The sequence below is a fragment of the Cupriavidus sp. UYPR2.512 genome, assembly GCF_000379565.1.
Classification (GTDB): domain Bacteria; phylum Pseudomonadota; class Gammaproteobacteria; order Burkholderiales; family Burkholderiaceae; genus Cupriavidus.
The window spans coordinates 1-24450 of record NZ_KB903175.1; the positions used below are offsets into that span (position 1 = coordinate 1).

Below are 24450 nucleotides of genomic sequence, written 5' to 3' on the forward strand. Positions count from 1 at the left end.
CAGGACGAGATCAGCACTACGCTGGCGCAGAGCGTGCGCGAGATCTCGGCCCAGACCCAGGCGCATGCCAGCCAGACCCTTGCCGAGATCGACCGTCTGGTGCAGGCTGCTTCGGACGCGCCGAAGGCGGCCGTCGCGCTGCAGGCGGAACTGGCTTCGCGCGATGCACAGCGCTTCGCCGCGTGGACCGATACGCTCGGCACCATGACAGCCGCGTTGCGCCAGGAGTGGGAACAACTGAACGCGCACACGGTAAGCCGCCAGGACGAGATCAGCGCTACGCTGGCGCAGAGCGTGCGCGAGATCTCGGCCCAGACCCAGGCGCATGCCAGCCGCACCCTCGCGGAGATCGACCGTCTGGTGCAGGCTGCAACGGACGCCCCGAAGGCGGCCGTTGCGCTGCAGGCCGAGCTGGCTGCGCGCGACGAACAGCGCTTTGCCAGCTGGACCGATACGCTCGGCACCATCGCCGCCACGCTGCGCCAGCAGTGGGAACAGGCCAGCACGCACGCCGCCACCCGCCAGCAGGAGATCTGCGAGGCGCTGGCGCAGACCGCGCGCGCGATCTCGACCGAGACGCAGGCGCATGCCGGCACCACCCTCGCCGAGATCGACCGCCTGGTGCAAGCCGCGGCCGAGGCACCCAGGGCCGCCACCACATTGCAGGCGGAACTGGCATCGCAGGACGCGCAACGCATGGCTGCCTGGACCGACACGCTCGGCACCATGGCCGCATCGCTGCGCCAGGAATGGGAACAGGCCAGCGCGCACACCGTCAGCCGCCAGCAGGAAATCTGCGAGACGCTTGCTGTCACCGCGCGCGACATGGCAGCCCAGGCGCAGGCCCAGGCCAGCGGCACCATCGCCGAAGTCGCCCACCTGATGCAGGCCGCATCCGAAGCGCCCAAGGCCGCCGCGGAGGTGATCGCGGAGCTGCGCGAGAAGCTCACCGACGGCATGGCGCGCGACAACGCCATGCTGGAAGAACGCAGCCGCATGCTGGAAACGCTGGGCACGCTGCTGGATGCCGTGAATCACGCCTCCACTGAGCAGCGCACCGCGGTCGACACCCTGGTCGCCACCACGGCGGACCTGCTGGACCGCGTCGGCACGCGCTTTACCGACAAGGTCGAAGCCGAAACCGGCAAGCTCACCGACATCGCCGCGCAGGTCACCGGCAGCGCGGTTGAAGTCGCGAGCCTGGGCGAAGCCTTTGGCGTGGCGGTGCAGCTGTTCAGCGAATCCAACGGCAAGCTGATCGACCACCTGCAGCGCATCGAGGCCGCGCTGGACAAGTCGATGACGCGCAGCGACGAGCAACTGGCCTACTACGTGGCGCAGGCGCGCGAAGTGGTCGACCTGAGCATGCTGTCGCAAAAGCAGATCCTTGAGGACCTGCAGCAGCGCGCCGGCCAGCAAGCGCCCAGCGCAGAGGCGGCATGAGAGAGGACCTTGACGCCGGCGTGGAGCCGACTGTTCCCGCGTGGGCGGTCTTTGGCGACCTGATGTCGGTCCTGCTGGGCGCGTTCGTGCTGGTCCTGCTGGGGGTCATCGGCGTGCAGATGGAACTGTCGGCCAGGCTGGAAGCCGAGGTGAAACAGCGGCAGGAGGAAGCCCAGCGGCGCGAGACGCTGGAAAAGGCGCTGGCGGGGCCGCTGGCGGCCGGCCGCGTGACGCTGGTGAACGGCCGCATCGGCATCAGCGGCAACGTGCTGTTTGCGCTCAACTCAGACCAGCTGCAACCTGAAGGCCGCGATCTGCTGAAGAGCCTGGCGCAACCGTTGTCGGCCTATCTGCGCAGCCGCGACGAGATCCTGATGGTCAGCGGCTTTACCGACGACCAGCAGGTGCGCGAAGGCAACCGCCGCTTTGCCGACAACTGGGAACTGTCGGCGCAGCGCGCCCTGACCGTGACCCGCACCCTGATCGATGCCGGCATCCCGCCCACCTCGGTGTTCTCGGCCGCCTTCGGTTCGCAGCAGCCCGTGACATCGAATGCCGATGCCGAGGGCCGCGCAAAGAACCGGCGCGTCGAAATCTCGCCGGTGCCGCGCGTGACCGCGGGCACGGTGAAGCCGCATGGCTAGCGTCGACGTGGCAGCCGATATCCGCGCGCAACTGCACTCCTGGCAGGCCAGCGGCGCCGACCAGGCCGATCCCGTGCGCTTCCGCCTGATGCAAGCGCTGGCCCGCCGTTCCGCCGGACACAGCGGCGCGGTGCGGGCCTTGCTGGATGAGCGCCTGCGTGGCCTGGTCGCCGCGTATGCAGCCATCGTGCAGCGGTACACAGGCCAGGATAGGGAGGTTGCCGATGGTGCCGCGCCGTCCACGCCGACATCCGGCCCGACATCCGGCCCAATGGCCAGCCCAACAGCCAGCCCAACAGCCAGCGCGCTTGGCGCACTCGTGCACGACATCACCGCGCGCGCCAGGCCCGCCGTCGCGGTCGCCTCGAACGATGCGCGATCGCACACGCCGGTGCCGGCACACGCACCCCAGTCGGACGCGCCGCTGGTCGATGCCCTGGCCGACTACTTCCGCGAGACCTGGGCCAGGGTCAGCGTCGAGCAGCACTTCCGCCTGTCGCTGGAACGCGTGCCGGAGAATGCCGGGCCGCTCAATACCGACCATCTCGTGCATCGTTCGCTGTCCCTGATGCGCGAGACGTCGCCGGGTTACCTGCGGCATTTCCTGTCCTATGTCGAGGGCATGTCCTGGCTGGAGCAGTTGGGCGCTGCGGCAGCGGCCGAGAAGGAAGCGGCGCGCGCCGCCGCAGCCAAAAAGAGCGTGCGCGGCAAGGCTCGCAAATAGCAGTCCGGCCTGCGCCTCAGCGCAGCCGCACCACCACCTTGCCGAAGGCCCCGCGTTCCAGGTGGTCGAGCGCCGCAGGCAAGTCCCCGAAGTCATACTCGCGCTCGATCACCGGACGCAGCCCCAGCCAGTCCACGGCACGCACCAGGTCCTGCAGCGCGCGCCGGTGCGACACACCGATCCCCTGGACGGTCACGCGGCCATGCAGCACCGGATAGACGTTGGCGCGCAGTTCATCGCCCTGCAGGTTGCCGATCACCGAGATCCGGCCGCCCTGCGCCAGCGCCGCCACCGACCGGCCGAAGTTGTCTCCGCCAGCCAGTTCCAGCACGTGGTCGGCACCGCGGCCGCCGGTCAGCTCGCGCACGGCAGCCGGCCAGTCAGGAGTGCTGCCGCGATGGACGCCATGCGCCGCGCCCAGCTCCTGCACGCGTGCCAGCTTGTCGTCGCTGCCGGAGACGACGATCACGCGCGCACCCTGTGCGCGGGCGATCTGCACCGCAAACAGGGCCACGCCGCCGGTGCCGATCACCACGACGGTGTCGCCGGGCCGCGTCACCGTCGCCTCAGCCAGGGCTTGCCAGGCCGTCAGGCCGGCGCAGGTCAGCGTACTGGCCTGCGCGGCGTCCAGCGTGCGCGGAGCCGACACCAGCGAGTCCTCGGCCAGCACCACGTATTCCGAAAGCATGCCGGGACCCGGCACGCCCAGCGGCTTGCTGTGGCGCGGCTGCACGCCATCGAGCCAGCCGGTGAAGAAGGTGCTGATCACGGCGTCGCCAGGGGCAAAGTCGGCAACACCCTCGCCAATCGCCACCACCTCGCCGCGCATGTCCGACCCCGGAACCAGTGGCGGCTGCACGGGCATGCCCATGCCGTCCTGGATGATCAGCAGGTCGCGGTAGTTCAAGGCCACTGCATGGACGCGCACGAGCACCTCGCCGGGACCGGGCACGGGAATGGGCGCGTCGACGCGATTCAGGTTGTTGCGGCCGAAAGCCGACAGTTGCCAGCGTTGCATGGAGGAGGTCATGGGCGTACTCCGGTCTGTTGAAAACGGTGAACCCACTATACTGATTCCCTGCCAGCTCCATTGGGCAATCGATGTCCTTCCCATGTAGATCTTATGGAACCAATTACCCATGACCGGCTGGCCGGGATCTCCGCCTTCGTGGCCGCCGCAGAGGCCGGCAGCTTTGCCCAGGCCGCGGCGCGCCTGGGGCTGACGCGCTCGGCCATCGGCAAGGCCATCGCCCGGCTTGAGGCCCGCGTCGGCACGCGCCTGTTCGTGCGCACCACGCGCAGCCTGGCGCTGACCGACGACGGCCAGGCCTTCTACGAACGCTGTGCCCAGGCGCTGGAAGACCTGGATGCCGCCCAGCTCATGCTGGAAGCCGGGCGCAGGGAAGTGGCCGGCCGGGTCCGCGTGAGCGCCCCGGTGGTGTTCGGCCGCCACCATGTGGCGCCGCTGCTGCTGGACCTGGCGGACCGTCATCCGCAGTTGCGGCTGGAAGGGAATTTCACCGACCGCCTGGTCGACTTTGCCGACGACGGCATCGACCTGGCCATCCGCAGCGGGCGCCTGCCGGACAGCGACATGCTGGTGGCACGTCCGCTGGGCATGCAGGCCATGGTGCTTTGCGCCGCGCCCGGTTACCTGCGCAAGCATGGCACGCCGGCCAGCATTGCCGACCTGGCCTCGCACCGCTGCCTCGTCTACATGCATGGCGGCGAGTCCGTGCCCTGGTCACTGGCCGGTCCCGACGGCAATATCGCGCGGCCGGAGCTGTCTCACCCCCTCGGCTTTGACGATATCGACACCATCGCCGCAGCGGCCATACGTGGCGCGGGCCTGGTCAATGTCCCCTTGTGGCTGGTGCGGGAGCCGCTGGACCGGGGCACGCTGGTGCGCGTGCTGCCGCAAGCCTCAGTCATCCGGACCCCGCTGCACCTGGTGTGGCCGCGCACCCGTTTCCTGCCGCACAAGCTGAGGGTGACGATCGATTTGCTGGTGGAGGCGATTCCCGGGGTGCTGGCGCTGGCTTGACGCCGGCGGCGCAAGTCGCCCGCTATCCCTTCACCGCAAACCCGTACAACGCTGCGGCGTTCCGCCACCGGAGCGCAGCGGACAAGGCCGCGCCGGCCGCCTCGCTGTCACCGGACGTCCCTTGTCCTGGCCATGCGGCAAGCATCCGGCACTCGTCGACCCGAGCCGGCGCCTCGTGATTGGTCCATGGCCAGTCGCTGCCCCACAGCAAGCGGTCATCGCCCACGACTTCGCGCCATCGCTGCGCAAGCCCGTGCCAGTCCTGAGGGGATGCAAGCCGGTACGGCGCGCTGATCTTCACCCAGACCTGGCGGCGCGCGCGCACGGCAGTGGCCACGTCGAAGATCGCATCCGCGGTTCCTGCGGGGCCGGGCCGGCCAAAGTGGTCAAGCACGACCGGCGCGCCGGCATCGCCAAGGGCCGCGTCAAGCTGCGCCAGCACCATGGCGCCATCGCCGTTGCTGGTATGGAGTTCGAGATGCCAGCCCAGCACGGCGATCCGGGAGAACAGCCCGCGCCACGGCGCGGTAGCAATGCGCTGCCAGTCCGGATCGCCATACAGGTTCAGGCGGATGCCCCGCACGCCGGCGCCGTGCAAGGTGGCCAGTTCCTGGTCCGTCACTTGCGGGTCGACCACCGCAACGCCGCGCAAGCGCCCGGGCATGGCCTGCAGCGCGGCCAGCAGCGCCGAATTGTCGGTGCCGAGAAAGCTGGTCTGCACCACTACCCCATACAGGTCTCCCAGCTCCGCAAGCCGGGCGTGCCAGTCCTTCAGGTCGGCGGCATAGGGCGGCCGGTAGCGGGCCGATGGCGCGGCCACTCCGGCATCGAAGACGTGGAAGTGGGTATCCACCAGCGGCAAAGCGCGCTTGCTCATCAGTCAGCCCCCTCCGTGGCGCGGCTCAGTGGCGCGGGTATATCCGGATATGGCATCCGAATCCGCGTCAGTATTCTAGTCCTCTAGAGGACGTCGATATTGACATCAATTTAGCACGGGTTCGGCATGCGAGACAACGCGCTGCTCCAGACAACCACCCCGGCCGCGGGCCTGAGCCGCTACGGCCAGATCGCGGCGGAACTGCAGGCAAAGATCGTTTCCGGCGCGTGGACGCCCGGCAGCGCCATTCCTGCCGAAGGCGCGCTGGCCAGGGAGTTCGGCATTGCGCTGGGCACCATCCGGCAGGCCATCGCCGTGCTGGTCCAGCAGGGCCTGCTGGAGCGAGTGCAGGGCAAGGGCACCTTCGTGCGCAAGGGACTGAGCGGGGCCAGCCTGATGCGGTTTTTCCGCTTCGGCGGCGCCGATGACGCGCCGGCGGTGCCGCGCTCGGAAATCCTGTCGTGCCGCGCCGTGCGCCTGGACAAGGCCATGGCCACCCGCTTCGGGCTGCCGACGGGCGCGCGCGGGCTGGCGATCTCACGCCGCCGCTGGCTGGAGGACACGCCCCGGCTGCTGGAATCGATCTGGCTGCCCCTGCCGCGCTGCGAAGCCCTGCAGCAACTCCCGCCGGCGCAGTGGGGCGACCTGCTCTACCCGCTGCTGGGCAGCGCCTGCGGCATTACGGTCCATCGCGCCGTTGATGAAGTGACCTTCCGCACGTTGGCGGCCGACGAGGCGGCGTTGCTGGACTTGCCGGCTGCGCATCCGTGCGCGGTCGTGACCCGGCTCGCATTCGATCTGGGCGGCAGCTGCATCGAATACCGGCTGACGCGGGGTGACGCCTTTGCCTTTCGCTATACCGCTGACGTCCGCTGACGGACCGCACCCGAGGAGACAGACCCATGCACGCACGCCACGCGATCGCCGCCACGGCCGCGGCCATGATCGCCACCACTACCCTGGCACAGGCTGCCGACACCGCCGCGGCCTGGCCGACACGCCCCGTCACGATCGTGGTGACATATCCGCCGGGCGGCGGCGCGGACCTGATGGCACGGCTGATCGCCCCGGGCCTCGGGCGTGAACTGGGCCAGACCGTCGTCGTCGAGAACCGCCCGGGTGCCGGCGGGCAGATCGGTGCCGCCTATGTCGCCAAGGCGGCACCGGACGGCTACACGATGATGGTCGATGCCTCTTCTTATGCGGTGAATCCCAGCCTCTATCCGCGCCTGCCCTACGATCCGGCCAAGGCCTTCCGGCCGGTCGGCGTGCTGGCACGCTATCCCAATGTGCTGGTGGCCACGGCGAGCTTTCCCGCCAGCAAGGTCAGCGACGTCCTGGCCATGGCCAGGCAAAAGCCAGGCTCGATCGCCTTTGCGTCCTCGGGCAATGGCTCGGCGCAGCACCTGGCCGGCGTGCTGTTCGAGCAGCGCGCGGGGGTCGATCTCCTGCATGTGCCCTACAAGGGCGGCGGCCCCGCCATGACCGATGTCATCGCCGGCCAGGTGCCGCTGTTCTTTGCCAACGTGGCTTCGAGCCTGCAGCACATCAAGGCCGGCAAGCTCAAGCCGCTGGCGGTGACCAGCCATGCCCGCACCCAGGCATTGCCGTCCGTGCCCACCATGCAGGAAGCCGGCGTGGCGAGCTACGAGGTCTATGAATGGAACGCGGCCTTCCTGCCCGCTGCAACGCCGGACCCGATCGCAGCGAAGCTCGCTGACGCCCTGCAGAAAGTCATGACCAGCCCCGAGATCCGGCAACGCGTGGCCGAGCTGGGCGGCGAGGTCGTGGCTGCGCCGCCCGCACAGGCACGGCAATTCATCGACGGGCAGGCCCGGTTATGGGCCAAGGTCATCCGGGACGGCAACATCAAGCCCGAATAGCACCGCCCTGCCCCATCGCGGCCCAGCCTACAGAACCTTCAGGAGATAAAGATGACCCCAATGAATCCCACTCGCCGCCACCTGCTCAAGACCACCGCGGCGCTGGGTGCCTGCGCGCTGGCGCCAACGCTGGCCCGCGCCCAGGCCTGGCCGGCCAAGCCGATCCGGCTGGTGGTGCCGTTCGCGCCGGGCGGCAGCTCGGAGATCGTGGCGCGCTCCACCGCGGCGGAGCTGACCAAGCTGCTCGGCGTGTCAGTCTTTGTCGAGAACAAGCCCGGCGCGGCCGGCAATATCGCGATGGGCGAAGTCGCGCGCGCCGATGACAACCACACGCTGATCCTCGGCCATATCGGCACGCTGGCGGTCAATCCCTTTATCTTCCCTAAGCTGCCCTACGACCCCGTCAAGGACTTCCGCGCCATCTCGCTGCTGTCGAAGGTGCCAAGCCTGTATGTGGTCCACCCCGACGTGCCCGCGAAGAACCTGAAGGAGTTCGTGGCGCTGGCCAAGAGCAAGCCTGGCAAGCTGAACTACGGTTCGGCCGGCAACGGCAGCGCCGGCCACCTGGCCTTTGAATACCTGAAGGCCGCGACCGGCACCTTCATCACCCATGTGCCGTATCGCGGCAGCGGCCCGCAGATCACGGACCTGTTGTCCGGACGGCTGGACGCGGCCGCCGTCGGCGCGCCGGCGATCATCCAGTTCATCAAGGCCGGCAAATTGCGCTGCATCGCCACCGGCACGGCCCAGCGCATTCCCCAGTTGCCTGACGTGCCAACGGTTGCCGAACAAGGCTATCCCGGCTTCGAGATGACGCAGTGGTATGGCCTGCTGGCACCGGCATCTCTGCCCCAGGCGGCCGCCGACAAGCTGGCGGACGCCACCGTGAAAGCAGTAAAGAGCAAGTCGTCGGTCGAGCGCCTGAGCGCGGATGCGGCGATTGTGGTGGGCGACACGCCGGCGGAGTTCTCGCGCTTTATCGCGCAGGAACAGCAGCGCTGGAAGCCCATCATTGCGCGCGCGGGGATCAAGCCGGATTGAACCGACAGCCGCTCCCGGCGCAGCCTCAGCCGGCGATGCCAGCCCAGCGCAGGTGCTTGCCCCAGTCGGCGTCGCTGATCACGCCGGACACGCCCTGCCGCTGGCCATCGGCGCGATAGAAGTAGGTGCGCGGCATCTCGCCCATCCAGTCCGGATCGACCGCATAGCGCAGCCGCTCCTGCGGCTCGTGCCCGAATACCCACGCGTTGCGCGTCAGCCTGACGCGCCGGAGCAGTTGCTGCACCTGTGGCAGCGCATCGGCATTGTCCGTCGCCAGCGTGACGACGCGCAGGTCCGGATGCTGCGCGCGCAGCTTGCCGATGGCGTCGAAGTTGCGCTTGCAATAGATGCAGTCGAGCGACCACACCGCCAGCACAAAGGGCTTGCCCTTCTGGCTGGCTGCCAGCTGGGCGGCGCTGGCCGATGCGAACACGGCGACGCGGTCGGCCGGCGCACTGCCGGCATTGGCGGCAGTCATCGCCAGGGCCAGGACGGCAGCGGCGAGCAGCTTGCGGCGGGATGGCATCATGCGCCCTCCTTGCCCAGCGGGAACACCTGGAAGCCCTCGGCCTCGGTACGCCACAGCACATATGCGCGGCCGGCGTGCTGCAGCAGGTGCGGCTGGTCCGAGTCGCGCTCCGTGCCGGCCAGCTTGCGGGTCTGCCAGGTCTTGCCGCCGTCATGCGATAACATCGCCGACAGGCGTGTCTGCTGGCCGTAGAACGATTTCCAGGTCACCGCGATCTCGTTGTCGTTCAGCGCGACGATGTCGGCATGCTGCGCCCGCGGGTCTTCCAGCGGGCGCTGTGCCAGCAGCTTGCCGTCCTTCCAGCGCCCCACCGAGACCGTGGGCTTGCCTTCGCGCACGTTGAACCAGACCATGTGCATCGTGCCATCGGGCGCAACCGAAGCACCGGGGCCGTGGTGCGGACAGGCGTCGATGCGCCAGTCGTCGAAGGTGGCGCGCTGCATCGGCGTGGCCTTGCCGTCGGTGCCCAGCAGCGCCAGCGCGTGGTCGCGCGCGTTCGGCGGGAATACATGGCGCCACAGCGCCAGCATCTTGCCGTCGGGCGTGGGCGACAGGGCGATGCGGCAGCATTCGCACGACTGGTCGGCGATCTTGTAGTCGCCCTGGAAGGTCTTGCCCTGGTCGGCCGAGACCGCGTAGTAGACCGCGGCACCGGCATACGGCTGCTTGCGCGCCTCGGCGGCAACCACGTCGCGCTTGTCGATCCAGCTGACGAAGACGCGCCCGGCGTGGTCCACCGCGATGGCGTCAAAGCGGTGTGCGATCTGGTCGCGGTTGGCATGCACCGTCAGCGGTTCGTCAAAGGACTTGCCGCCATCGGTGGAGCGCGCAAAGCGGATAAAGCCGGTCCACGGCTTGGGCAGCGGCTGGGTCCAGGTGACGAAGATCTCGCCGTCGCGCCCGGTGGCGACCTTGGGCCGGCTTTCATGATCGGCGGCGACGGCTTCCGGCGTGCTGTTGACATGCCGCGCCGGCCCGAAGCTGCGGCCGTCATCGCTCGACGCCCGCACGGCGACATAGGGGCCGTCCTTGTAGGCGATCCACAGCTTGCCGTCTCGATCGAAAGCGGCGCCGGTGCCCAGCTCGCTCATCTTCGCGGCCTTGGCCTGCCCGCCGTGGCCGCTGTGATCGCCGTGCGTTTGCGCGCTCGCGCCCAGCGCGGCACAGGCCATCATCAGCCCGGCAACGATCAAGCGCAAACCGGGGCGAACGCCTTGCATGGTTGTGGTCAGGTTCACGTGCTCAGAAGGAGAGTTTCGCCTCGGCGTAGAACGTCCGGCCCGGATACGGGTGGTAGACGTAGTAGCGCTGGTCGGTGAGGTTGTCGATGCCAAGCCCGAGGCGCACGTTCTTCGCGGGCCTGTACGTCACCTTGACGTCAAAGGTCAGGAAGCTGCTGGTGCCGCCGAAGGTGTCGGGATGGATGTCGGAATTGTCGAGCGTATTGTACTGCCGCCCCGAATAGGTCATGGCCAGCGTGCCGGCCCAGGCCGGCGTGATGCGATAGGTGCCGGCCAGGTTGGCGCGCCACTTGGGGATGCGGTAGAAATACTTGCCCGCCGAGGCCGGGTTGTTGGCGTTCTCCAGTGTCTTCGAATGGTTGTAGGCGCCGCTGGCCGACAGGTCGAAGCCGCTGACGAACACATCGCGCGCGTCATAGGCCAGCTCGATGCCGCGGGTGCGCACGCGATCGACGTTCTGAAAACTGGTGACGGTCGGGAATACCGTGGTGTTGGTCTGGCTGACCAGTGCATCACGGATATCATCCTCATACACCGAGACCCGGAAGTACGAAGAATCCACCGTGCGCTCGAAGGTCAGGTCCTTCGAGAACGATCGCTCGGGCCGCAGGTTGGGATCGTTGTTAGTCAGCGCGGTCCCGGTGATGCGGCCCTGGAACAGCTCGCTGACAGTGGGGTAGCGATAGGCCTGGCCCAGCGACAAGCGGCCCAGCCAGTCCTGCCCGAATGCCTTCTCCAGCGCCAGTTTGGGCGACCAGTTGGATTCGCTGCGCACCGGGTAGCCGATATCCACGCCGGGCTGGCTGCGGCTGCCGTCATAGGCGCGCCAGTGTTCGTAGCGCACGCCGGGGATCAGCTTCCAGTCCTCGGCGAAGTACCAGGCGTCCTGCGCATAGAGCGCCTGGGTCTCGGTCTTGCCGGCAAAGGCGTTGTTGAAGGCGGTGATGGTGGCCGCCTGCCAGTCCGAGGTGTTGTAGGAAGTGTTGCTCAGCCGATAGTTGTCATAGTGGTAGCCGAACGTGACCCAGTGCCCGCCCTGCAGCTGCTGCGGGCGGTAGTCGGCCTTCAGGTCGAGCGTGCGCCAACCGGTGCCGTCGCCATAGGTCACCGTGCCCGGCCCGCTGCCGACGGTGTTGGCGCTGCGGCTGATGTCCTTGCTGACATCGAACAGCGACGCCACGCCCGAGAAATTCCAGCCGGTCTCGTTGCGCGTGCGCAGCGACAGCCCGTAGAGCCAGCGCGCGTCCTCGCCATTGCCGGGCGCAAAGGCGTTGGCGGGAATCACATACTGGTAGCCGCCGATATTGACCGGACCGCCCGACACCACATTGCCGCCGGCATCGCGCAGGTAACTGCCGGTGGCGCTGGAGCGGTCCTGCTGCCAGTAGGCGGCGGTGAACTGGGCCTGCAGCGTATTGGTGATGTCGTAGCCAAGCTTGAGCTTGAGCTGGTCCTGCACCGTGTGCGTGACGCCCTCGCTGTTCACGCCCATCACCACGCGGTCGCGGCCGGTCTGGTCCTGGTCGAAGTAGGCGCCGGAGACCGGCGTGTCCGCCGCGCCCGCGGGCCGGGTGGAGCGCGCCGCGGTATAGAAGCTCAGCGGCTGGCTCTTGCTGTCCTGCCGGTCCACGCTGACCAGCCACGAGAACGGCCCGACGCGGTCGCCCACATAGGCGTTGGCGTGGACCCCGTTGAAGTTGTCGTGCGTGCCGTACAGCCCGAAGCGCTGCGTGAACAGCTGCACACTGGCATCGCCCTCGAACTTCTGCGGCGTGCGCGTGGTGATCAGCACCGTCGCGCCCAGCGAGTTGCCGGGATACAGCGCCGAATACGGGCCGTACAGCACATCCATGCGCTCGATCTCGGCGCTGTTGACCAGCGACCAGCGCGGCGGGAAGCTGAAGTCCGAACCCAGCAGGTTGGACAGCAGCAGGCCGTCGGCATAGACCAGCCCCCGCGCCGACTGGCGCGAACTGGTGCTGCGCACCGAGATGATCGAGTTCATATCGCCGATGAAGCGCTTGCGTACGGCGAGGTTGGGCGCGTATTTGAGGGCGTCTTCCGTGTTCACCACATTGAAGTCGGCCATGCGGCGGCTGCTGATGCCGTAGGCTGGCGAGGGCGCGTTGGGCGGTATGGCCGGCGTCTCGCCGCGCTCTGACTTGGCCGAGACCACCACCTCCCGCAGCGGCGCGGGCGCGTCCACCGCCTGCGCGGCGGCAACAGCGGGGCCCATCAGCACCGCCGAAACGGCCAGCGCAATGCGATTTTTCTTCACCGGGAAACCTTCTTGTCGTCTTTTTGGCTCGCCCCACCTGAGCGCAGCATACGGCGCCTCTCCCCGAGAGCGAGCGCTGACATTTTATGGGGCATGGGGATGCAGGCCGATGCGACATAGCGACGCGGGCTGCCGGGCCATATTCGCCCATATCCGCGTTAACCCGTATATCCAATACAGGGCCTAGTCTCTAAATTGCCACGACTGGCCTCAAGCCAGCGTGATGCAGGGAGAGACTGCGCGCGGCGCCCGCCGCGGACAGCGCCGAAGGAGCAACCGCCCCGGAAACTCTCAGGCAAAAGGACCGGCATCACCAGTCAGTGCACTCTGAAGAATGCCGGACACTATCGTCCGCCGGCATACCGAAGGAGCAAGCGCGCCCCGCCCTCGCGGCCGGGTGTCGTGAATCTCTCAGGTCCAGAACAGAGGGGGCGTCCGCCACGCATATTGCGTCCGGGCTCCCACCATCGACGTTCCTGGAACCTGCAGATCATGAAATCAATCGCTGTCATCGGCGGTGGCATCACGGGTGTCACCACTGCCTACGCGCTGGCCCGGCGCGGATTCTCCGTCACGCTGTTCGAACGGCACCGCTATGCCGCCATGGAGACCTCGTTCGCCAACGGCGGCCAGTTGTCGGCCTCCAACGCCGAGGTCTGGACGCATTGGTCGACCATCGTCAAGGGCATGAAGTGGATGCTGCGCAACGACGCCCCGCTGCTGGTCAATCCCCGGCCGAACTGGCACAAGCTGTCCTGGTTCGCCGAGTTCATCGCAGCGATCCCCCACTACCGCCGCAACACCATCGAGACCGCGCGCCTGGCCATCGCGGCGCGTGAGCACCTGTTCGCCTGGGCGGCGCAGGAAGGCATTGATTTCGACCTGAAGAAGGAAGGCATTCTCCATATCTACCGCGACAAGGCCGGCTTCGAGCATGCCGGCCGGGTATCGGCGCTGCTGGCGCAGGGCGGACTGGAGCGGCGCGCCGTGACGCCCGGGGAGATGCGCGCGATCGAGCCGACGCTGGCCGGGTCGTACTACGGCGGCTACTTCACCGAGAGCGATTCCACCGGCGACATCCACAAGTTCACCAACGGCCTGGCGGCAGCCATCGATCGACTGGGCGTGCGCTGCCTGTACGGCCAGGACGTGCGGGCGGTGAAGACCGACGGCAGGCGCGCCACCGTGACGGTGCAGGACGGCGCCGACACGGCCACCTCCAGCTTCGACGGCGCCGTGATCTGCGCCGGCACCGCCAGCCGCGCGCTGGCCGCGGGGCTGGGCGACCGGGTCAACATCTATCCGGTCAAGGGCTATTCGATCACGGTCAACCTGACCGACGAAGCCAGCCGCGCCGCGGCACCGGTGGTAAGCCTGCTCGACGACGAAACCAAGCTGGTCACCAGCCGCCTGGGCGACGACCGCTTCCGCGTGGCCGGCACCGCCGAGTTCAACGGCTACAACCGCGATATCCGCGCCGACCGCATCCGCCCGCTGGTGGAATGGGTGCAGCAGTGCTTCCCTGGCGTCAGCACGCGCAGCGTGGTGCCTTGGGCGGGCTTGCGGCCGATGATGCCGGACATGCTGCCGCGCGTGGGGCGCGGGCGTGCGGCATGCATCTTCTACAACACCGGGCATGGGCACTTGGGGTGGACTTTGTCGGCGGTGACGGCGGATTTGGTGGCGGGGGTCGTTGACAAGGCGCTGGGAACCGCGCCGGCTGCGGTACCGGGCGCTGCCCTGGCACTGGGCCAGGCCTGATGTTGCGGGGGTAAAGGGCTCAGGTAAGTAAGCCGCACGCGCATTTTCAAGAGTCAGCGATTTCTGAATCAGCTGCATGGATTCAAACTTCGCCCGCGCCTGGAAATGCGACGTCTCTCATCGATTCCCCGGTACCGACAGGAAATACTGGTGGCGTCATCGGATCACCGATGATCGGGTGTGGAAAGCCCGGATGTTTAAGGTGGACAGGCGTTGCGCTTGTAACGTGCAACGCCTGTGTGCTCGCACGAACCAAGCTGGTTCCCTGGCGGGCCGGGCGAGGCAGCCGCAAGGCTGGCCGGTTCCCCACCTTAGACCGGTCTTTCCACCCTCGCTGTCTGGCCCGCCGCCCTCATGTGGAAATGAGTGGCGCGCATTCACTAGTGGGGAATCAATGACAACGATCGATGAAATGACCAACGAATGTCTGCAGCAGGTTCGCGCAGGAATTGACGGTGTTCTCGTACTCCTGGATCACGAAAGCGAACGCTCGGAGGGCTGCTTCAGCGCGCTTTGCCTGCTTGGCATGGTGAAGACGCAGCTTGATGGGCTGATGACTGAACGACAGCGGCTGCAATAGCAGCTCGCGGGTGTGACGGTGACTCTGCACTGTCACACCTCGTCCTGCGGGAATCAGAACTGATACACCACCTGCAACCCAGCCGCCAACGCGGCCGTATGGAACGCCGCGGGCGGCATACCGACAAAACACGTCATACCAGACTGAGCCCAGCCGAGAGCCCAGTCCTCCGCGCAGTCCAATCACCGCCCCGGCCAGTTGAGTGCCGGCCAGCGTGTGGTAATCGGACCGAAGACCCTTCCGCAATCAATAGCCGGACTACAGACCAGTTTGCTGGACTGGAAATCCGGAATCATCCGGACTGGTGTTCTGCGCGGGGATTCCCACGCCGGGTAGGGCCACTGTTGGCCATGAGCGGTCGAAGCTGACCAGCTGTAGGAAACCGGAGTTAACCGGAGCAGGCGCGCTTTTGCTGACTGGAAAACCGGAACTGAGTGGACTGGCGTGCAGGCGCAGGCAGGGGTCATGCGGCGGGTAGGGCCGCTGTCGGCCATGAAGCGACTTTCGGCCCATACGTCTGCGAGACATTCAAATGGCAACTTCACTCAGCCAGGAGTCGTTCGTTCGCCGAAAAGCGGCGTCGCGTCACGGCATCCGCCGTTGAAACTGTGCGTAAGATGTCGCCTCTCGCGACCGCCGGACTTCGGCTAGCAGCCGCATTCGGAAATGCCCCGATGCACAATGGTCTCCCCTCCCAAACGTCGCCATGAGAAAAATCGCTGCTTTCGGCATCAACAGTTTGCGCGCGAAACCGTCGAACTCGGGGTCACAAATGCAGGAGCTACGTTGACATACGTCGATTGAGCTGTAAAGAAGATTGCAACGCATCTACAAATACTCGCACAGCCATCGTCTGTTCACGACCTTTTAGCAACGCAAGAGAGAATTCGGCGCTGTGGCTTAGAAACGCGGGATTTATCGCTCGCATCAGGTCTTGCTTGACCCACTGCAAGGCATAATGCTCCGGAAGGAAGCCGATAAAGTTGCCTGACAAAACGAGTGTCGCGACGGCTTCCATGTGATAGACGGTGGCCGCTACTTTAAAGTTGCTAGCGTCGCTCAGCTCCCTGGATTCGCGCATATAACCCCGCGCAACGTAATCCAGCTTCTGCAAATCCTCTGTGTTGATGTCACTCGGAGCCGATTTGAAAAGAGGGTGACGATGGCTGCAGTAAAGACGTAGATTCTCTGTGTAGAGTGGCAGGTACGTCAAACCGGGATTCATAATACGGAAGGGTCCGATGCCAACATGTATTTTCCGCTCAAGCACCGCGGCCTCGATCTCGTCTGGGGATTTGATCTCCATTTTCAAAAAGAGATCACCGCCTTTTTGCTTGACGGCGCGGATCGCATCCGTAATTTGAGCCTGCACGTCGGTGATGGTGTTATCTACAACGCCGATTGCCAACTCGCCGCTGATCTCATGACGTATGGCGCCGATTTCCGCCCGGAATTCTTCCACCGAGTTCAGCAAGCTCTCGGCCGCCTGATAAACAGAATGGCCCTCTTCGGTCAGATGGAAGCCCCGCCGACCGCGCTCGCATAGCCTTAGGCCCAGTCGCTTTTCGAGATCCGTCATGTGGGAGCTTATCGTGGACAAATTCATATTGAGTGCAGATTCCGCTGCTGAGAGACCTTTCAAGTCAGCAACCGTTTTGAATATGCGCAACAACCGTAGATCGACGTCGGTCATTCTGATCATACTAATACCCCTCCATCCGCTGTCCGTGGGCTTGCACTAGTGGCTCCTACAGCTTACGTCGTATCCCACGGACAGCCTAGCATGGCCACCGACCATGAATGGCAGATTGGGAAGGTTCGAGGAATCCAAAACTAAAGTTCGAGAAGTTCTGATTCAACATGTGGCACTCGCGTGCAAGACTAAATGGACGCCTCTGGCTGAGGGCCGGACCACAGCATCGGAGCGCTGGTTCCAGTCGTACTAACTGCGAGGACCTTACTCATGGAAGAAAATATGTTTGCGCCGGTCACCGGCACGGTGACGCCACGTTATGCAGGTTTGGCCACATTGATGCGGCTGCCACACATCGGGCTGATGGATGAGAACATTCCAGACGTGGATATCGGGTTAATCGGGGTGCCGTGGGATGGTGGCACCACCAATCGTCCGGGCGCGCGACATGGCCCTCGTCAGGTGCGTGATATCTCGACGATGGTGCGCAATGTAAATCGAAGCAGCGGCATCAAACCATTCGAGATCTGCAATTGCGCGGACCTAGGGGATACGCCTGTCAATCCGGTGGATTTGATCGATTCGATGAATTGCATCACCGCCTTCTATGACGCAGTATGCAAGGCTAATATTGCGCCGCTATCGGTGGGCGGAGATCACCTGGTGACGTTGCCGATCCTGCGGGCGCTTGCAAAGGATGGGCCCGTAGGTATGGTTCACTTTGACGCGCATACAGATACGTGGAATCGTTATTTTGGCCATAACCTTTACACACATGGCACCCCCTTTCGGCGGGCGATCGAGGAGGGATTGCTGGATCCGAAGCGGACCATACAAATCGGTATTCGTGGGGCGTTATACAACGACAGTGAGAATGATTGGGGGGAACGCCAGGGCATTCGAGTCATCGACATGGATGAATTTCGGTCGATGGGTGTTGATGCCGTGATCCAGGAAGCCGGGCGCGTAGTTGGAAACAGCCGCACGTATGTGACCTTCGATGTCGATGCACTGGATCCCGTATACGCGCCCGGCACTGGCACGCCGGAAATCGGTGGGCTGACAACGATCGAGGCCCAGTACATGATTCGTGGACTACGGGGCCTGAATCTCATCGGAGGTGATGTGGTTGAAGTGTCGCCGCCGTTTGACCCAACTGGCAATACGGCATTGGTCGCTGCCACGTTGATGTTCGAGATCCTATGTGTCCTAGCTGCCAACATCAGCAAGCAAAAGCAGCGCTAACCTCCGAACATCTGATCAGCACCGAAAGAAATAGACTGCCAGCCGTCGACTGAGATCGACAGCTAGGTAAGCCTCTACGCAGGAGACAAAGATGGACACTTCGAAATTCGGCGCGGAATCCTCCGCAATCTCACCCTCAGGTCCGGATCTAACCTCAGGCCCGACTTCCTCCCGGCTCATTGAACGGCGCTCGATTGACTTCATCCCGGAATCGGAAAGGCATGGCAGTCTGGCCAGTCAGTTTACCTTGTGGCTTGGCGCCAATCTTCAGATCACCGCTGTGGTAACGGGTGCACTGGCAGTGGTGCTTGGTGGCGATGTGTTCTGGTCGCTAATTGGCCTCTTAATTGGACAGATCCTGGGCGGCGCGGTCATGGCGCTCCATGGCGCGCAAGGACCTCAGCTCGGGCTCCCGCAGATGATCTCCAGTCGAGTCCAGTTCGGCGTCTACGGTGCGATTGTGCCCCTGGTGCTTGTCTGCATCATGTACGTGGGCTTCTCAGCGGGGGGCATGGTTCTGTCCGGCCAAGCGCTCAGCCATCTGATGGGTATAAGCAACGCCAGCTCGATTCTGCTGTTCTCGGGCCTGGTGATCATGCTCGCGACATTCGGCTATCGCACCATTCATTTCATGGGGCGAGTCTCCAGCGTGATTGGCGTTGTGGCGTTCCTGTACTTGTTCGCCAGCCTACTCAAAGGGCAGGACGTTGGCGCGTTGCTACAGAATCGCAGCTTCGATGTGGGGCACTTCCTGCTGGCCGTTTCCCTTTCCGCCTCATGGCAGATTGCCTACGGGCCATATGTCGCCGACTACTCGCGCTATCTGCCTCGCTCGACCTCGGCTTTCAAGACATTCCTCGCAGTTGGCATTGGTTCGGTGCTGGGTTCGCAGATCTCCATGGTCTTCGGTGTCTTTGCCGCGGCGTTGGCGGGCAACCAGTTCGCCGGACATGAGGTGAGCTTCATCGTCGACCTGGGCGCAACTGGGGTAGCCGCCATTTTGCTCTACCTGACGATCGTCTTGGGCAAACTCACGATCACCACGTTGAATGCGTATGGGAGCGTCATGTCGGTCGCCGCCATCCTGACCGGACTTGGTGGGCAACGGACCATCTCCGGCCGTACGAAATTCTTCTTCGTCGTGGTCATGGTTGGGTTTTCGACCGGGCTCGCTTTGGCGGCCGGGGAGCATGACTTTCTCAAGAAGTTCTCCGCCTTCCTTTTGTTCCTACTTGCGTTCCTGACTCCTTGGAGCGCCATCAACCTGGTCGACTACTACTTTGTCACCAAGGAGCGCTACGACGTGCCAGCGCTCTTCAACCCGGACGGCCGCTATGGTCGCTGGAATGCCAGGGGCATGACGGTCTATGTGTTGGGTGTAGCGGTGCAAATGCCCTTCATTGCTACCAGCTTCTACACCGGTGCATGGGTGGAGGCGCTCGGTGGTGTCGACATATCCTGGATCGTGGGTCTGGTTGTTCCAGCCGTGATTTACTACTACTTTGGCAGTAAAGCGAACGTGCCGCAGGCGCTGATCCTTCCAGCCGATCACGCCGAGTCGTAGTCCGACCAATGCGGCCTGCACCCGCGCGATATCGGGTCGGAGCACCTAGGGATTACCCGCGTCATGTCCGGAATACCTTGGAGAGCTGCGATCGCTACCGCACTACGCTGACCAAGTACCGACAAGGGCTTCCGGGCAGTTTGGCATCGCGAATTCAAAGGATGCATTCCGCTGCGGTATGCCCTATGCCGCGATTTCAATTGTCATGGGCATAGGCGGATTCGTAGTCTTCGACTCGACAAAGCAACGGGTATCACCGTGGTAGTTGATGTGGCCACCAACAGCTTCACGACAAGCGGCGGCCAGGGAGACGTGCATCCTGTTTAGCCAGCAGCCAGCGCCGGATGCCAGGTGCTGCGCCAGCATGCTTAGAAAAAGACTAAGGAGGAGATAATGAGAAGGAAAATCATTGGATCAATATTCTGTACCGTTTCCGTTCCGGCGATGGCGCAGAGTGCGGTGACGATCTATGGGGTGGTTGATGAGGGTATCAACTACACGAACAATGTGGATGGACATAGCTTGTTTGAGCTGCAGAGCGGCTTCGCTCAAGGCAGCCGGTGGGGTTTCAAAGGGGTTGAGGATCTCGGTGGTGGGACAAAGGCGGTCTTCCAGCTCGAAAACGGCTTCAACGTGAGCACCGGCCGCCTTGGCCAGGGTGGACTATTGTTTGGTCGGCAGGCCTATGTCGGCTTGCGAAACGACAGCATCGGGTCGGTCACGCTGGGACGACAGTACGACGCGGAAGTGGACTACGTTGCGCAGACCACCGCGAACGGGAATTGGGCCGGCTACATGTTTTCGCACGTGTACGACAACGATAACACCGACAATTCGTTCCGCGTCAACAACTCGGTGAAGTACACGAGCCCGACGTTCGGCGGCTTCCAGTTCGGTGGTATGTACGGCTTTAGCAATAGCACAGACTTCGCAAACAATCGGCACTACAGCTTCGGTGGCCAGTATGCGAATGGCGGATTGCTGATTGCCGCGGCCTATCAGCAAACGGACAACCCGTCGTCGACCGCCGGCGGGGCGCTCAACAATGCCGGGGACGCCAACTTTATTGGCACACGGCTGAGAATCTTCGGCGCGGGCACCAACTACGCGTTTGGGGCGGCCACGTTGGGCTTTTCGTATACCAATACCGAGGTCATCGAACCGCTCGGCAACGGGTATGCTGGCGCAATTACTCCGCCCTCCGGGCCGGCGTCGTCGCTGCGATTCCAGAACTTCGAGTTGAACGCGAGATATCAACTCACCCCCGCCCTGTTCGTTGGTGTCATGTACGTCTATACGCGCGCAAACCTCCATGTGACGACGGGAGTCCAGCATCCGACCTATCAGACGGTCGGCATGATGGCGGACTACAACTTCTCGAAGCGGACGGACATCTACGTGCAGGGTGCCTACCAGCGCGTTGGTGGCGACTCGACTAGTACCGTGTTGGACTTCGCGCAGGTGACGTCCGCGAGCGGCATTTCGTCTAATCAAAATCAGTTAATGCTGCGCGTGGCGCTTCGACATAAATTTTGATTCCAATGAATCGTCATTGTCGTGGCTTATTTTATGAATTGTGAACGCCATGCCATTATTTATCGATACTAGCGCGGGGAGAGCGAACACTGTCGTCAGTACGCCGCCCAACAGTCCGCCAACGCCGTGAACATCGAACACGTCAAAGGAGCCGTCGAATCCTAGCTGAGCTTCTCAATCGGCAGGGTTCAGCACGGCCACACCACCAGCCCAACTGCCAGAGCCCCCACAGGGCCGACATAGCCGCACGCTGGCGTTATGGCAACCTGTGAGGCGATTGCGCCCGAGACCACGTCTAGCAGGCTCGGCTTGCCGCGGTGCAGCTACGCCAGCGTCATCCATGACAGCGCCCCGTTGCAGCCCTCAGCATGGTATTCAAGATGGTTCGAAAAGCCGCCATTGACGCGGCTGTGCTGACAATTGCCGAGTACAGGCACTCAGCATTGCCGAATCGACGAATGTGGCACCTTCCTTGACCATCCAGCGCTCTCAAAGGTCGTCAAGCCTAATAGCATCGGCAAATGCGCGCAACGCGACTCGAACGGGATGCGCGTTTGTCGCAATCGTGCTGCGGGGCGAGCAGGGTTGAGGCGCGGTGTTCCTTTCGGAACCCGACGAAATGTTTTTCACCTTCGCCGACGTATCGGCAAGGTGTTGCTATTTCCTGGATTCGTATGCCATCCGCACCGCCAGACCTGTCAGAACGCTTCCCATCAGCCAGCGTTGCACTAATAGCCACTGCGGGCGTCCTGACAGGAAGGTGGATATCGATCCCGCCGTCACGACGATAAGTGCATTCACAGCGAGGCTGATCGAAATCTGAACGCTGCCGAGCGCTAGCGATTGGGTAAGAACACTGCCGTGTCCTGCCGTAATAAATTGGGGGAGCAGAGACAGATACATGACGGCGATTTTTGGATTCGCCAAGTTGGTGATAAACCCCATGCTAAAGAGCTTCCTTGGGGTATCGACCGGTAGGTCGCGTACTGCAAACGCGGACCGTCCGTCCGGTTTAACCGCTTGCCAGGCAAGATATAGAAGGTACAAAGCGCCGCCAAAGCGAAGCGTGTCGTATGCGTAAGGTACCGCAAATACGAAAGCCGTAATTCCGAATGCCGCACAGAGCATATAGAACACAAAGCCGAGAGCAACACCTCCCAACGAAATGAGGCCTGCGCGTCTACCTTGGCAAATTGAGCGGGAAATTATATAAATCATGTTCGGCCCTGGCGTTAAAACCATTCCCAACGCCACAAGAGCGAACATGAGCAACTGTGAAAAATCAGGCATAACCCATCTCCAAGGATAGTAGGTAATGCCCAGGCGCGCGGCAGCTAGCAACCTCACGCTCCCCGATAGTGCTCCATCTGTATGCGCCAGTCACATGAGTGCAGAAATCATAGCACAGGAGAAAATACTTTAGGCTCGGCGGAGCCGTGGTTGTGCTCTTACAGACAACCAGCCAACATGGGACGATCACTGGTGTCCGTTGGGCTGACAAAGTGGACCGATCGGCTTTCCGGACTTCAGGTTTTCTGCCGAAGAACTAGCCGAAATTGCGCGGTTCCTGCCAGAACGGGCTGGTACTAAGCGGTTCACAAGAAATATCTCTATGCTGTCGAGCCGAACAAGAACTGCGACATAGACGATGTCCGTTTGAAGGCCGCTGGAACTGACGAAGGAACAACGTACTGAGCTCGAGGCTCTGGCGAGAAGCCGCCGTGATTGGAGAACACTAGATCTATAGTGCGATGTCATACCACACGCTATTCTCACTAGATCGCCCGGCAAACGAACGTCCGCTAGCCGGAATGTTGAAAGGCTGTTGTGGGTCGGAAGCGGAAATCCGTGGTCGCTGCCGGCCTGGCGACCGACGATCGCCCGCCTTCGGCCAGTTTCAGCCGTTCGCTATCCGCCGAAGACGATCTGAGGATCGCGACGTCGAGACTACCATCTGGAAACGGCGCAGCCCTACGCCTTGAGATCTGTTGCCGCGAGATCCTGAACTTCTCTTGGCCGAAGGATTTTTTCAACGAGCCGAGCCGACATCTGGCGGCTCAGTAGTCTCTGCAAGTTCGCCAGCAGTCGATTTCGCCCCCCCACAACCCAATAGCTCAGATTGCGATCGAGCGCCCACAAGGCATCCTGCACCACGTTCGCGACCGGCATCGGCACGCCGACAGCAGCCTCCTTCGCGCCAACAACGTCGAAAAAGGCCGTTTGCGTCGCGCCAGGACATAGCGCGACGACCCGGATGCCCCGATGCCGGTTCTCAGCCCAAACAGCTTCTGAAAATGACAGGAGAAAGGCCTTCGTCGCGCCGTAGACGGCCATATACGGATCGGGCTGGAATGCCGCGGTTGACGCGACGTTGATGACTGCGCCGTCGGATCGCGCTTGCATCCCCGGCAGCAGAAGATGAGTCAGCTCGATCGCGGCGATGCAGTTCACCAGAACTTCATCGCGCTGGCACGTCAACGGAATCGTTTCAAAGCGCCCGTAAGCTGCGAAGCCCGCATTGTTGATTAGCACATCGACGACCGTGCCGGTCTGCTTCAGATGACGATCGATCGTGTCGACGGCGTTGGCCGCGCTCAGGTCGACCGTCAGAAAATCGGCGTCGCACGCATAGTCGCGTCGCAGTTCTGCGGCCAGATTGCGCAGCTTGTCGTGAGAGCGTGCGACCAGCAGGAGTCTCGCACCGCGTTCGGCCAACGCATAGGCAAACGCGCGCCCGATACCCGAAGATGCACCGGTGACGAGTGCTGTTTTTCCGCCAAAATCGAAAGATTTGCTCATAGCTTGCTGATGGAGTGGAACGGGAGTTGCACTCTAAACCGTTGACTATAGGCAACGGTCAAGCGTAAATGTCGTTCCACGACATTGATTGGAGGCAGCATGCGCATCGGCGAGCTATGCAAGAGGGCGGGTGTATCGCGCGACACCGTCCGTTACTACGAACGTATGGGTCTGCTGGACAAACCAACACAACCTAACGCGACGAACACTTACAAGCGCTATTCCGAACTTTCGTTACAGCGGATACGGCTGATCGTCCACGCGAAGGAGTTGGGCTTCACGCTGGCGGAAATTGGCGACGTTGTCCATGTATGGGAAAGTCCGACGTTCGGCGTTGACCAAAAGGTCGCGTGCCTGCAAGCAAAACTCGCCGAACTCGACGCAAAGAGTCTTGCGTTGATCACGCTGCGAACAGGGTTGCTGAATGCGTTGGCCAAAGTTGGCGGCGATTGTGTCGAAGAAGAAATAGCGTGATGAGTCGCGGCCGTGCAAGTGTCATGTTGCCTCGAACAGGAACGTCAATGGCCGCTTTGGGTCGAGGGTGTGTGAAAACGTCCCGATCACCTAG

General features: G+C 63.5%; 22 protein-coding genes, 1 pseudogene and 3 riboswitches. Of the genes and pseudogenes, 13 read left to right on the forward strand and 10 right to left on the reverse strand.

Annotated elements, in window-relative coordinates:
- The 3 genes and pseudogenes from A3A5_RS0131685 to A3A5_RS0131695 all read left to right on the forward strand — a co-directional run.
- Positions 1–1443: pseudogene (locus A3A5_RS0131685) on the forward strand (DUF802 domain-containing protein); the annotation flags it as partial.
- A complete protein-coding gene (locus tag A3A5_RS0131690) occupies positions 1440–2087 on the forward strand; it encodes an OmpA family protein (RefSeq protein WP_018314466.1) in 648 nt (215 codons plus the stop codon). The pseudogene A3A5_RS0131685 and the gene A3A5_RS0131690, both read left to right, overlap by 4 nt.
- The gene (locus A3A5_RS0131695) at positions 2080–2811 is read left to right on the forward strand and encodes a DUF2894 domain-containing protein (RefSeq protein WP_018314467.1); all 732 of its coding nucleotides are present in this window, start codon (positions 2080–2082) and stop codon (positions 2809–2811) included. Before A3A5_RS0131690 ends, A3A5_RS0131695 begins: the two co-directional genes overlap by 8 nt.
- Positions 2812–2827: 16 nt before the next feature.
- Here A3A5_RS0131695 and A3A5_RS0131700 read toward each other — a convergent pair whose 3' ends face one another.
- Positions 2828–3841, reverse strand: a complete 1014-nt coding sequence (locus tag A3A5_RS0131700; RefSeq protein WP_018314468.1) for an NAD(P)-dependent alcohol dehydrogenase — start codon at positions 3839–3841, stop codon at positions 2828–2830.
- A gap of 93 nt (positions 3842–3934) precedes the next feature.
- Between A3A5_RS0131700 and A3A5_RS0131705 the strand changes: the two genes are divergently transcribed.
- Positions 3935–4855: a LysR family transcriptional regulator gene (locus A3A5_RS0131705; RefSeq protein WP_018314469.1), complete on the forward strand. Its 921-nt coding sequence runs from the start codon at positions 3935–3937 to the stop codon at positions 4853–4855.
- Positions 4856–4877: 22 nt separating this feature from the next.
- Here the strand turns inward: A3A5_RS0131705 and A3A5_RS0131710 are convergent, their stop codons facing one another.
- The gene (locus A3A5_RS0131710) at positions 4878–5732 is read right to left on the reverse strand and encodes an amidohydrolase (protein WP_018314470.1); all 855 of its coding nucleotides are present in this window, start codon (positions 5730–5732) and stop codon (positions 4878–4880) included.
- Between the two features lie 126 nt (positions 5733–5858).
- On the opposite strand from A3A5_RS0131710, the gene A3A5_RS0131715 reads away from it, so the two are divergent.
- The 3 genes from A3A5_RS0131715 to A3A5_RS0131725 are packed head-to-tail and all read left to right on the forward strand — an operon-like array spanning position 5859 to position 8656.
- Positions 5859–6608 (forward strand): GntR family transcriptional regulator, encoded by a 750-nt coding sequence (locus A3A5_RS0131715; protein ID WP_018314471.1) that lies wholly within the window; start codon positions 5859–5861, stop codon positions 6606–6608.
- 26 nt (positions 6609–6634) lie between these two features.
- Positions 6635–7615 (forward strand): tripartite tricarboxylate transporter substrate binding protein, encoded by a 981-nt coding sequence (locus A3A5_RS0131720; protein WP_018314472.1) that lies wholly within the window; start codon positions 6635–6637, stop codon positions 7613–7615.
- Positions 7616–7666: 51 nt separating this feature from the next.
- A complete protein-coding gene (locus A3A5_RS0131725) occupies positions 7667–8656 on the forward strand; it encodes a tripartite tricarboxylate transporter substrate binding protein (protein ID WP_026201331.1) in 990 nt (329 codons plus the stop codon).
- Positions 8657–8681: 25 nt separating this feature from the next.
- Here A3A5_RS0131725 and A3A5_RS0131730 read toward each other — a convergent pair whose 3' ends face one another.
- The 3 genes from A3A5_RS0131730 to A3A5_RS0131740 are packed head-to-tail and all read right to left on the reverse strand — an operon-like array spanning position 8682 to position 12704.
- Positions 8682–9185, reverse strand: a complete 504-nt coding sequence (locus tag A3A5_RS0131730; protein ID WP_018314474.1) for a hypothetical protein — start codon at positions 9183–9185, stop codon at positions 8682–8684.
- Positions 9182–10423 carry a sialidase family protein gene (locus A3A5_RS0131735; RefSeq protein ID WP_232431501.1) on the reverse strand — a complete coding sequence of 414 codons (1242 nt, stop codon included), beginning with the start codon at positions 10421–10423 and terminating at the stop codon, positions 9182–9184. The genes A3A5_RS0131730 and A3A5_RS0131735 overlap by 4 nt, the downstream gene beginning before the upstream one ends.
- A gap of 4 nt (positions 10424–10427) precedes the next feature.
- The gene (locus A3A5_RS0131740; RefSeq protein ID WP_018314476.1) at positions 10428–12704 is read right to left on the reverse strand and encodes a TonB-dependent receptor; all 2277 of its coding nucleotides are present in this window, start codon (positions 12702–12704) and stop codon (positions 10428–10430) included.
- Between the two features lie 217 nt (positions 12705–12921).
- Positions 12922–13021, forward strand: a riboswitch (glycine riboswitch).
- Positions 13022–13140: riboswitch (glycine riboswitch) on the forward strand. It abuts the riboswitch before it with no gap.
- 11 nt (positions 13141–13151) lie between these two features.
- On the opposite strand from A3A5_RS0131740, the gene A3A5_RS0131745 reads away from it, so the two are divergent.
- Both A3A5_RS0131745 and A3A5_RS0131750 read left to right on the forward strand, forming a co-directional pair.
- Complete coding sequence (locus A3A5_RS0131745) at positions 13152–14465, forward strand: D-amino acid dehydrogenase (protein ID WP_369797840.1); 1314 nt, start codon at positions 13152–13154, stop codon at positions 14463–14465.
- Positions 14466–14859: 394 nt separating this feature from the next.
- Complete coding sequence (locus A3A5_RS0131750) at positions 14860–15045, forward strand: DUF1484 family protein (RefSeq protein WP_018314478.1); 186 nt, start codon at positions 14860–14862, stop codon at positions 15043–15045.
- 781 nt (positions 15046–15826) lie between these two features.
- Here the strand turns inward: A3A5_RS0131750 and A3A5_RS0131755 are convergent.
- On the reverse strand, positions 15827–16738 hold the full coding sequence (locus A3A5_RS0131755) for a LysR family transcriptional regulator (RefSeq protein ID WP_232431502.1): 912 nt from the start codon (positions 16736–16738) through the stop codon (positions 15827–15829).
- A gap of 270 nt (positions 16739–17008) precedes the next feature.
- Between A3A5_RS0131755 and speB the strand changes: the two genes are divergently transcribed.
- The 3 genes from speB to A3A5_RS0131770 all read left to right on the forward strand — a co-directional run bounded on the left by speB (position 17009) and on the right by A3A5_RS0131770 (position 21083).
- Positions 17009–17983, forward strand: a complete 975-nt coding sequence (speB, locus tag A3A5_RS0131760; RefSeq protein WP_026201333.1) for an agmatinase — start codon at positions 17009–17011, stop codon at positions 17981–17983.
- Between the two features lie 91 nt (positions 17984–18074).
- Entirely contained in the window at positions 18075–19547 is a 1473-nt protein-coding gene (locus A3A5_RS0131765) for a cytosine permease (RefSeq protein ID WP_018314481.1), read from the forward strand.
- A gap of 393 nt (positions 19548–19940) precedes the next feature.
- Complete coding sequence (locus A3A5_RS0131770; protein WP_018314482.1) at positions 19941–21083, forward strand: porin; 1143 nt, start codon at positions 19941–19943, stop codon at positions 21081–21083.
- On the opposite strand, the gene A3A5_RS45815 is transcribed toward A3A5_RS0131770, so the two are convergent.
- The 4 genes from A3A5_RS45815 to A3A5_RS0131780 all read right to left on the reverse strand — a co-directional run bounded on the left by A3A5_RS45815 (position 21048) and on the right by A3A5_RS0131780 (position 23882).
- The gene (locus tag A3A5_RS45815; RefSeq protein WP_157637346.1) at positions 21048–21224 is read right to left on the reverse strand and encodes a hypothetical protein; all 177 of its coding nucleotides are present in this window, start codon (positions 21222–21224) and stop codon (positions 21048–21050) included. The two genes, A3A5_RS0131770 and A3A5_RS45815, sit on opposite strands and share 36 nt — an antisense overlap.
- Before the next feature lie 47 nt (positions 21225–21271).
- Positions 21272–21376, reverse strand: a complete 105-nt coding sequence (locus A3A5_RS45820) for a hypothetical protein (protein ID WP_157637347.1) — start codon at positions 21374–21376, stop codon at positions 21272–21274.
- A 364-nt stretch (positions 21377–21740) separates the two neighbouring features.
- Complete coding sequence (locus A3A5_RS0131775) at positions 21741–22373, reverse strand: LysE family translocator (protein ID WP_018314483.1); 633 nt, start codon at positions 22371–22373, stop codon at positions 21741–21743.
- Between the two features lie 20 nt (positions 22374–22393).
- Positions 22394–22477, reverse strand: a riboswitch (ZMP/ZTP riboswitch).
- A 577-nt stretch (positions 22478–23054) separates the two neighbouring features.
- Positions 23055–23882, reverse strand: coding sequence for an SDR family oxidoreductase (locus A3A5_RS0131780; RefSeq protein ID WP_018314484.1), 828 nt, complete (start codon positions 23880–23882; stop codon positions 23055–23057).
- Positions 23883–23981: 99 nt separating this feature from the next.
- Between A3A5_RS0131780 and A3A5_RS0131785 the strand changes: the two genes are divergently transcribed.
- Positions 23982–24356, forward strand: a complete 375-nt coding sequence (locus A3A5_RS0131785; protein WP_018314485.1) for a heavy metal-responsive transcriptional regulator — start codon at positions 23982–23984, stop codon at positions 24354–24356.
- Positions 24357–24450 lie beyond the last annotated feature (94 nt).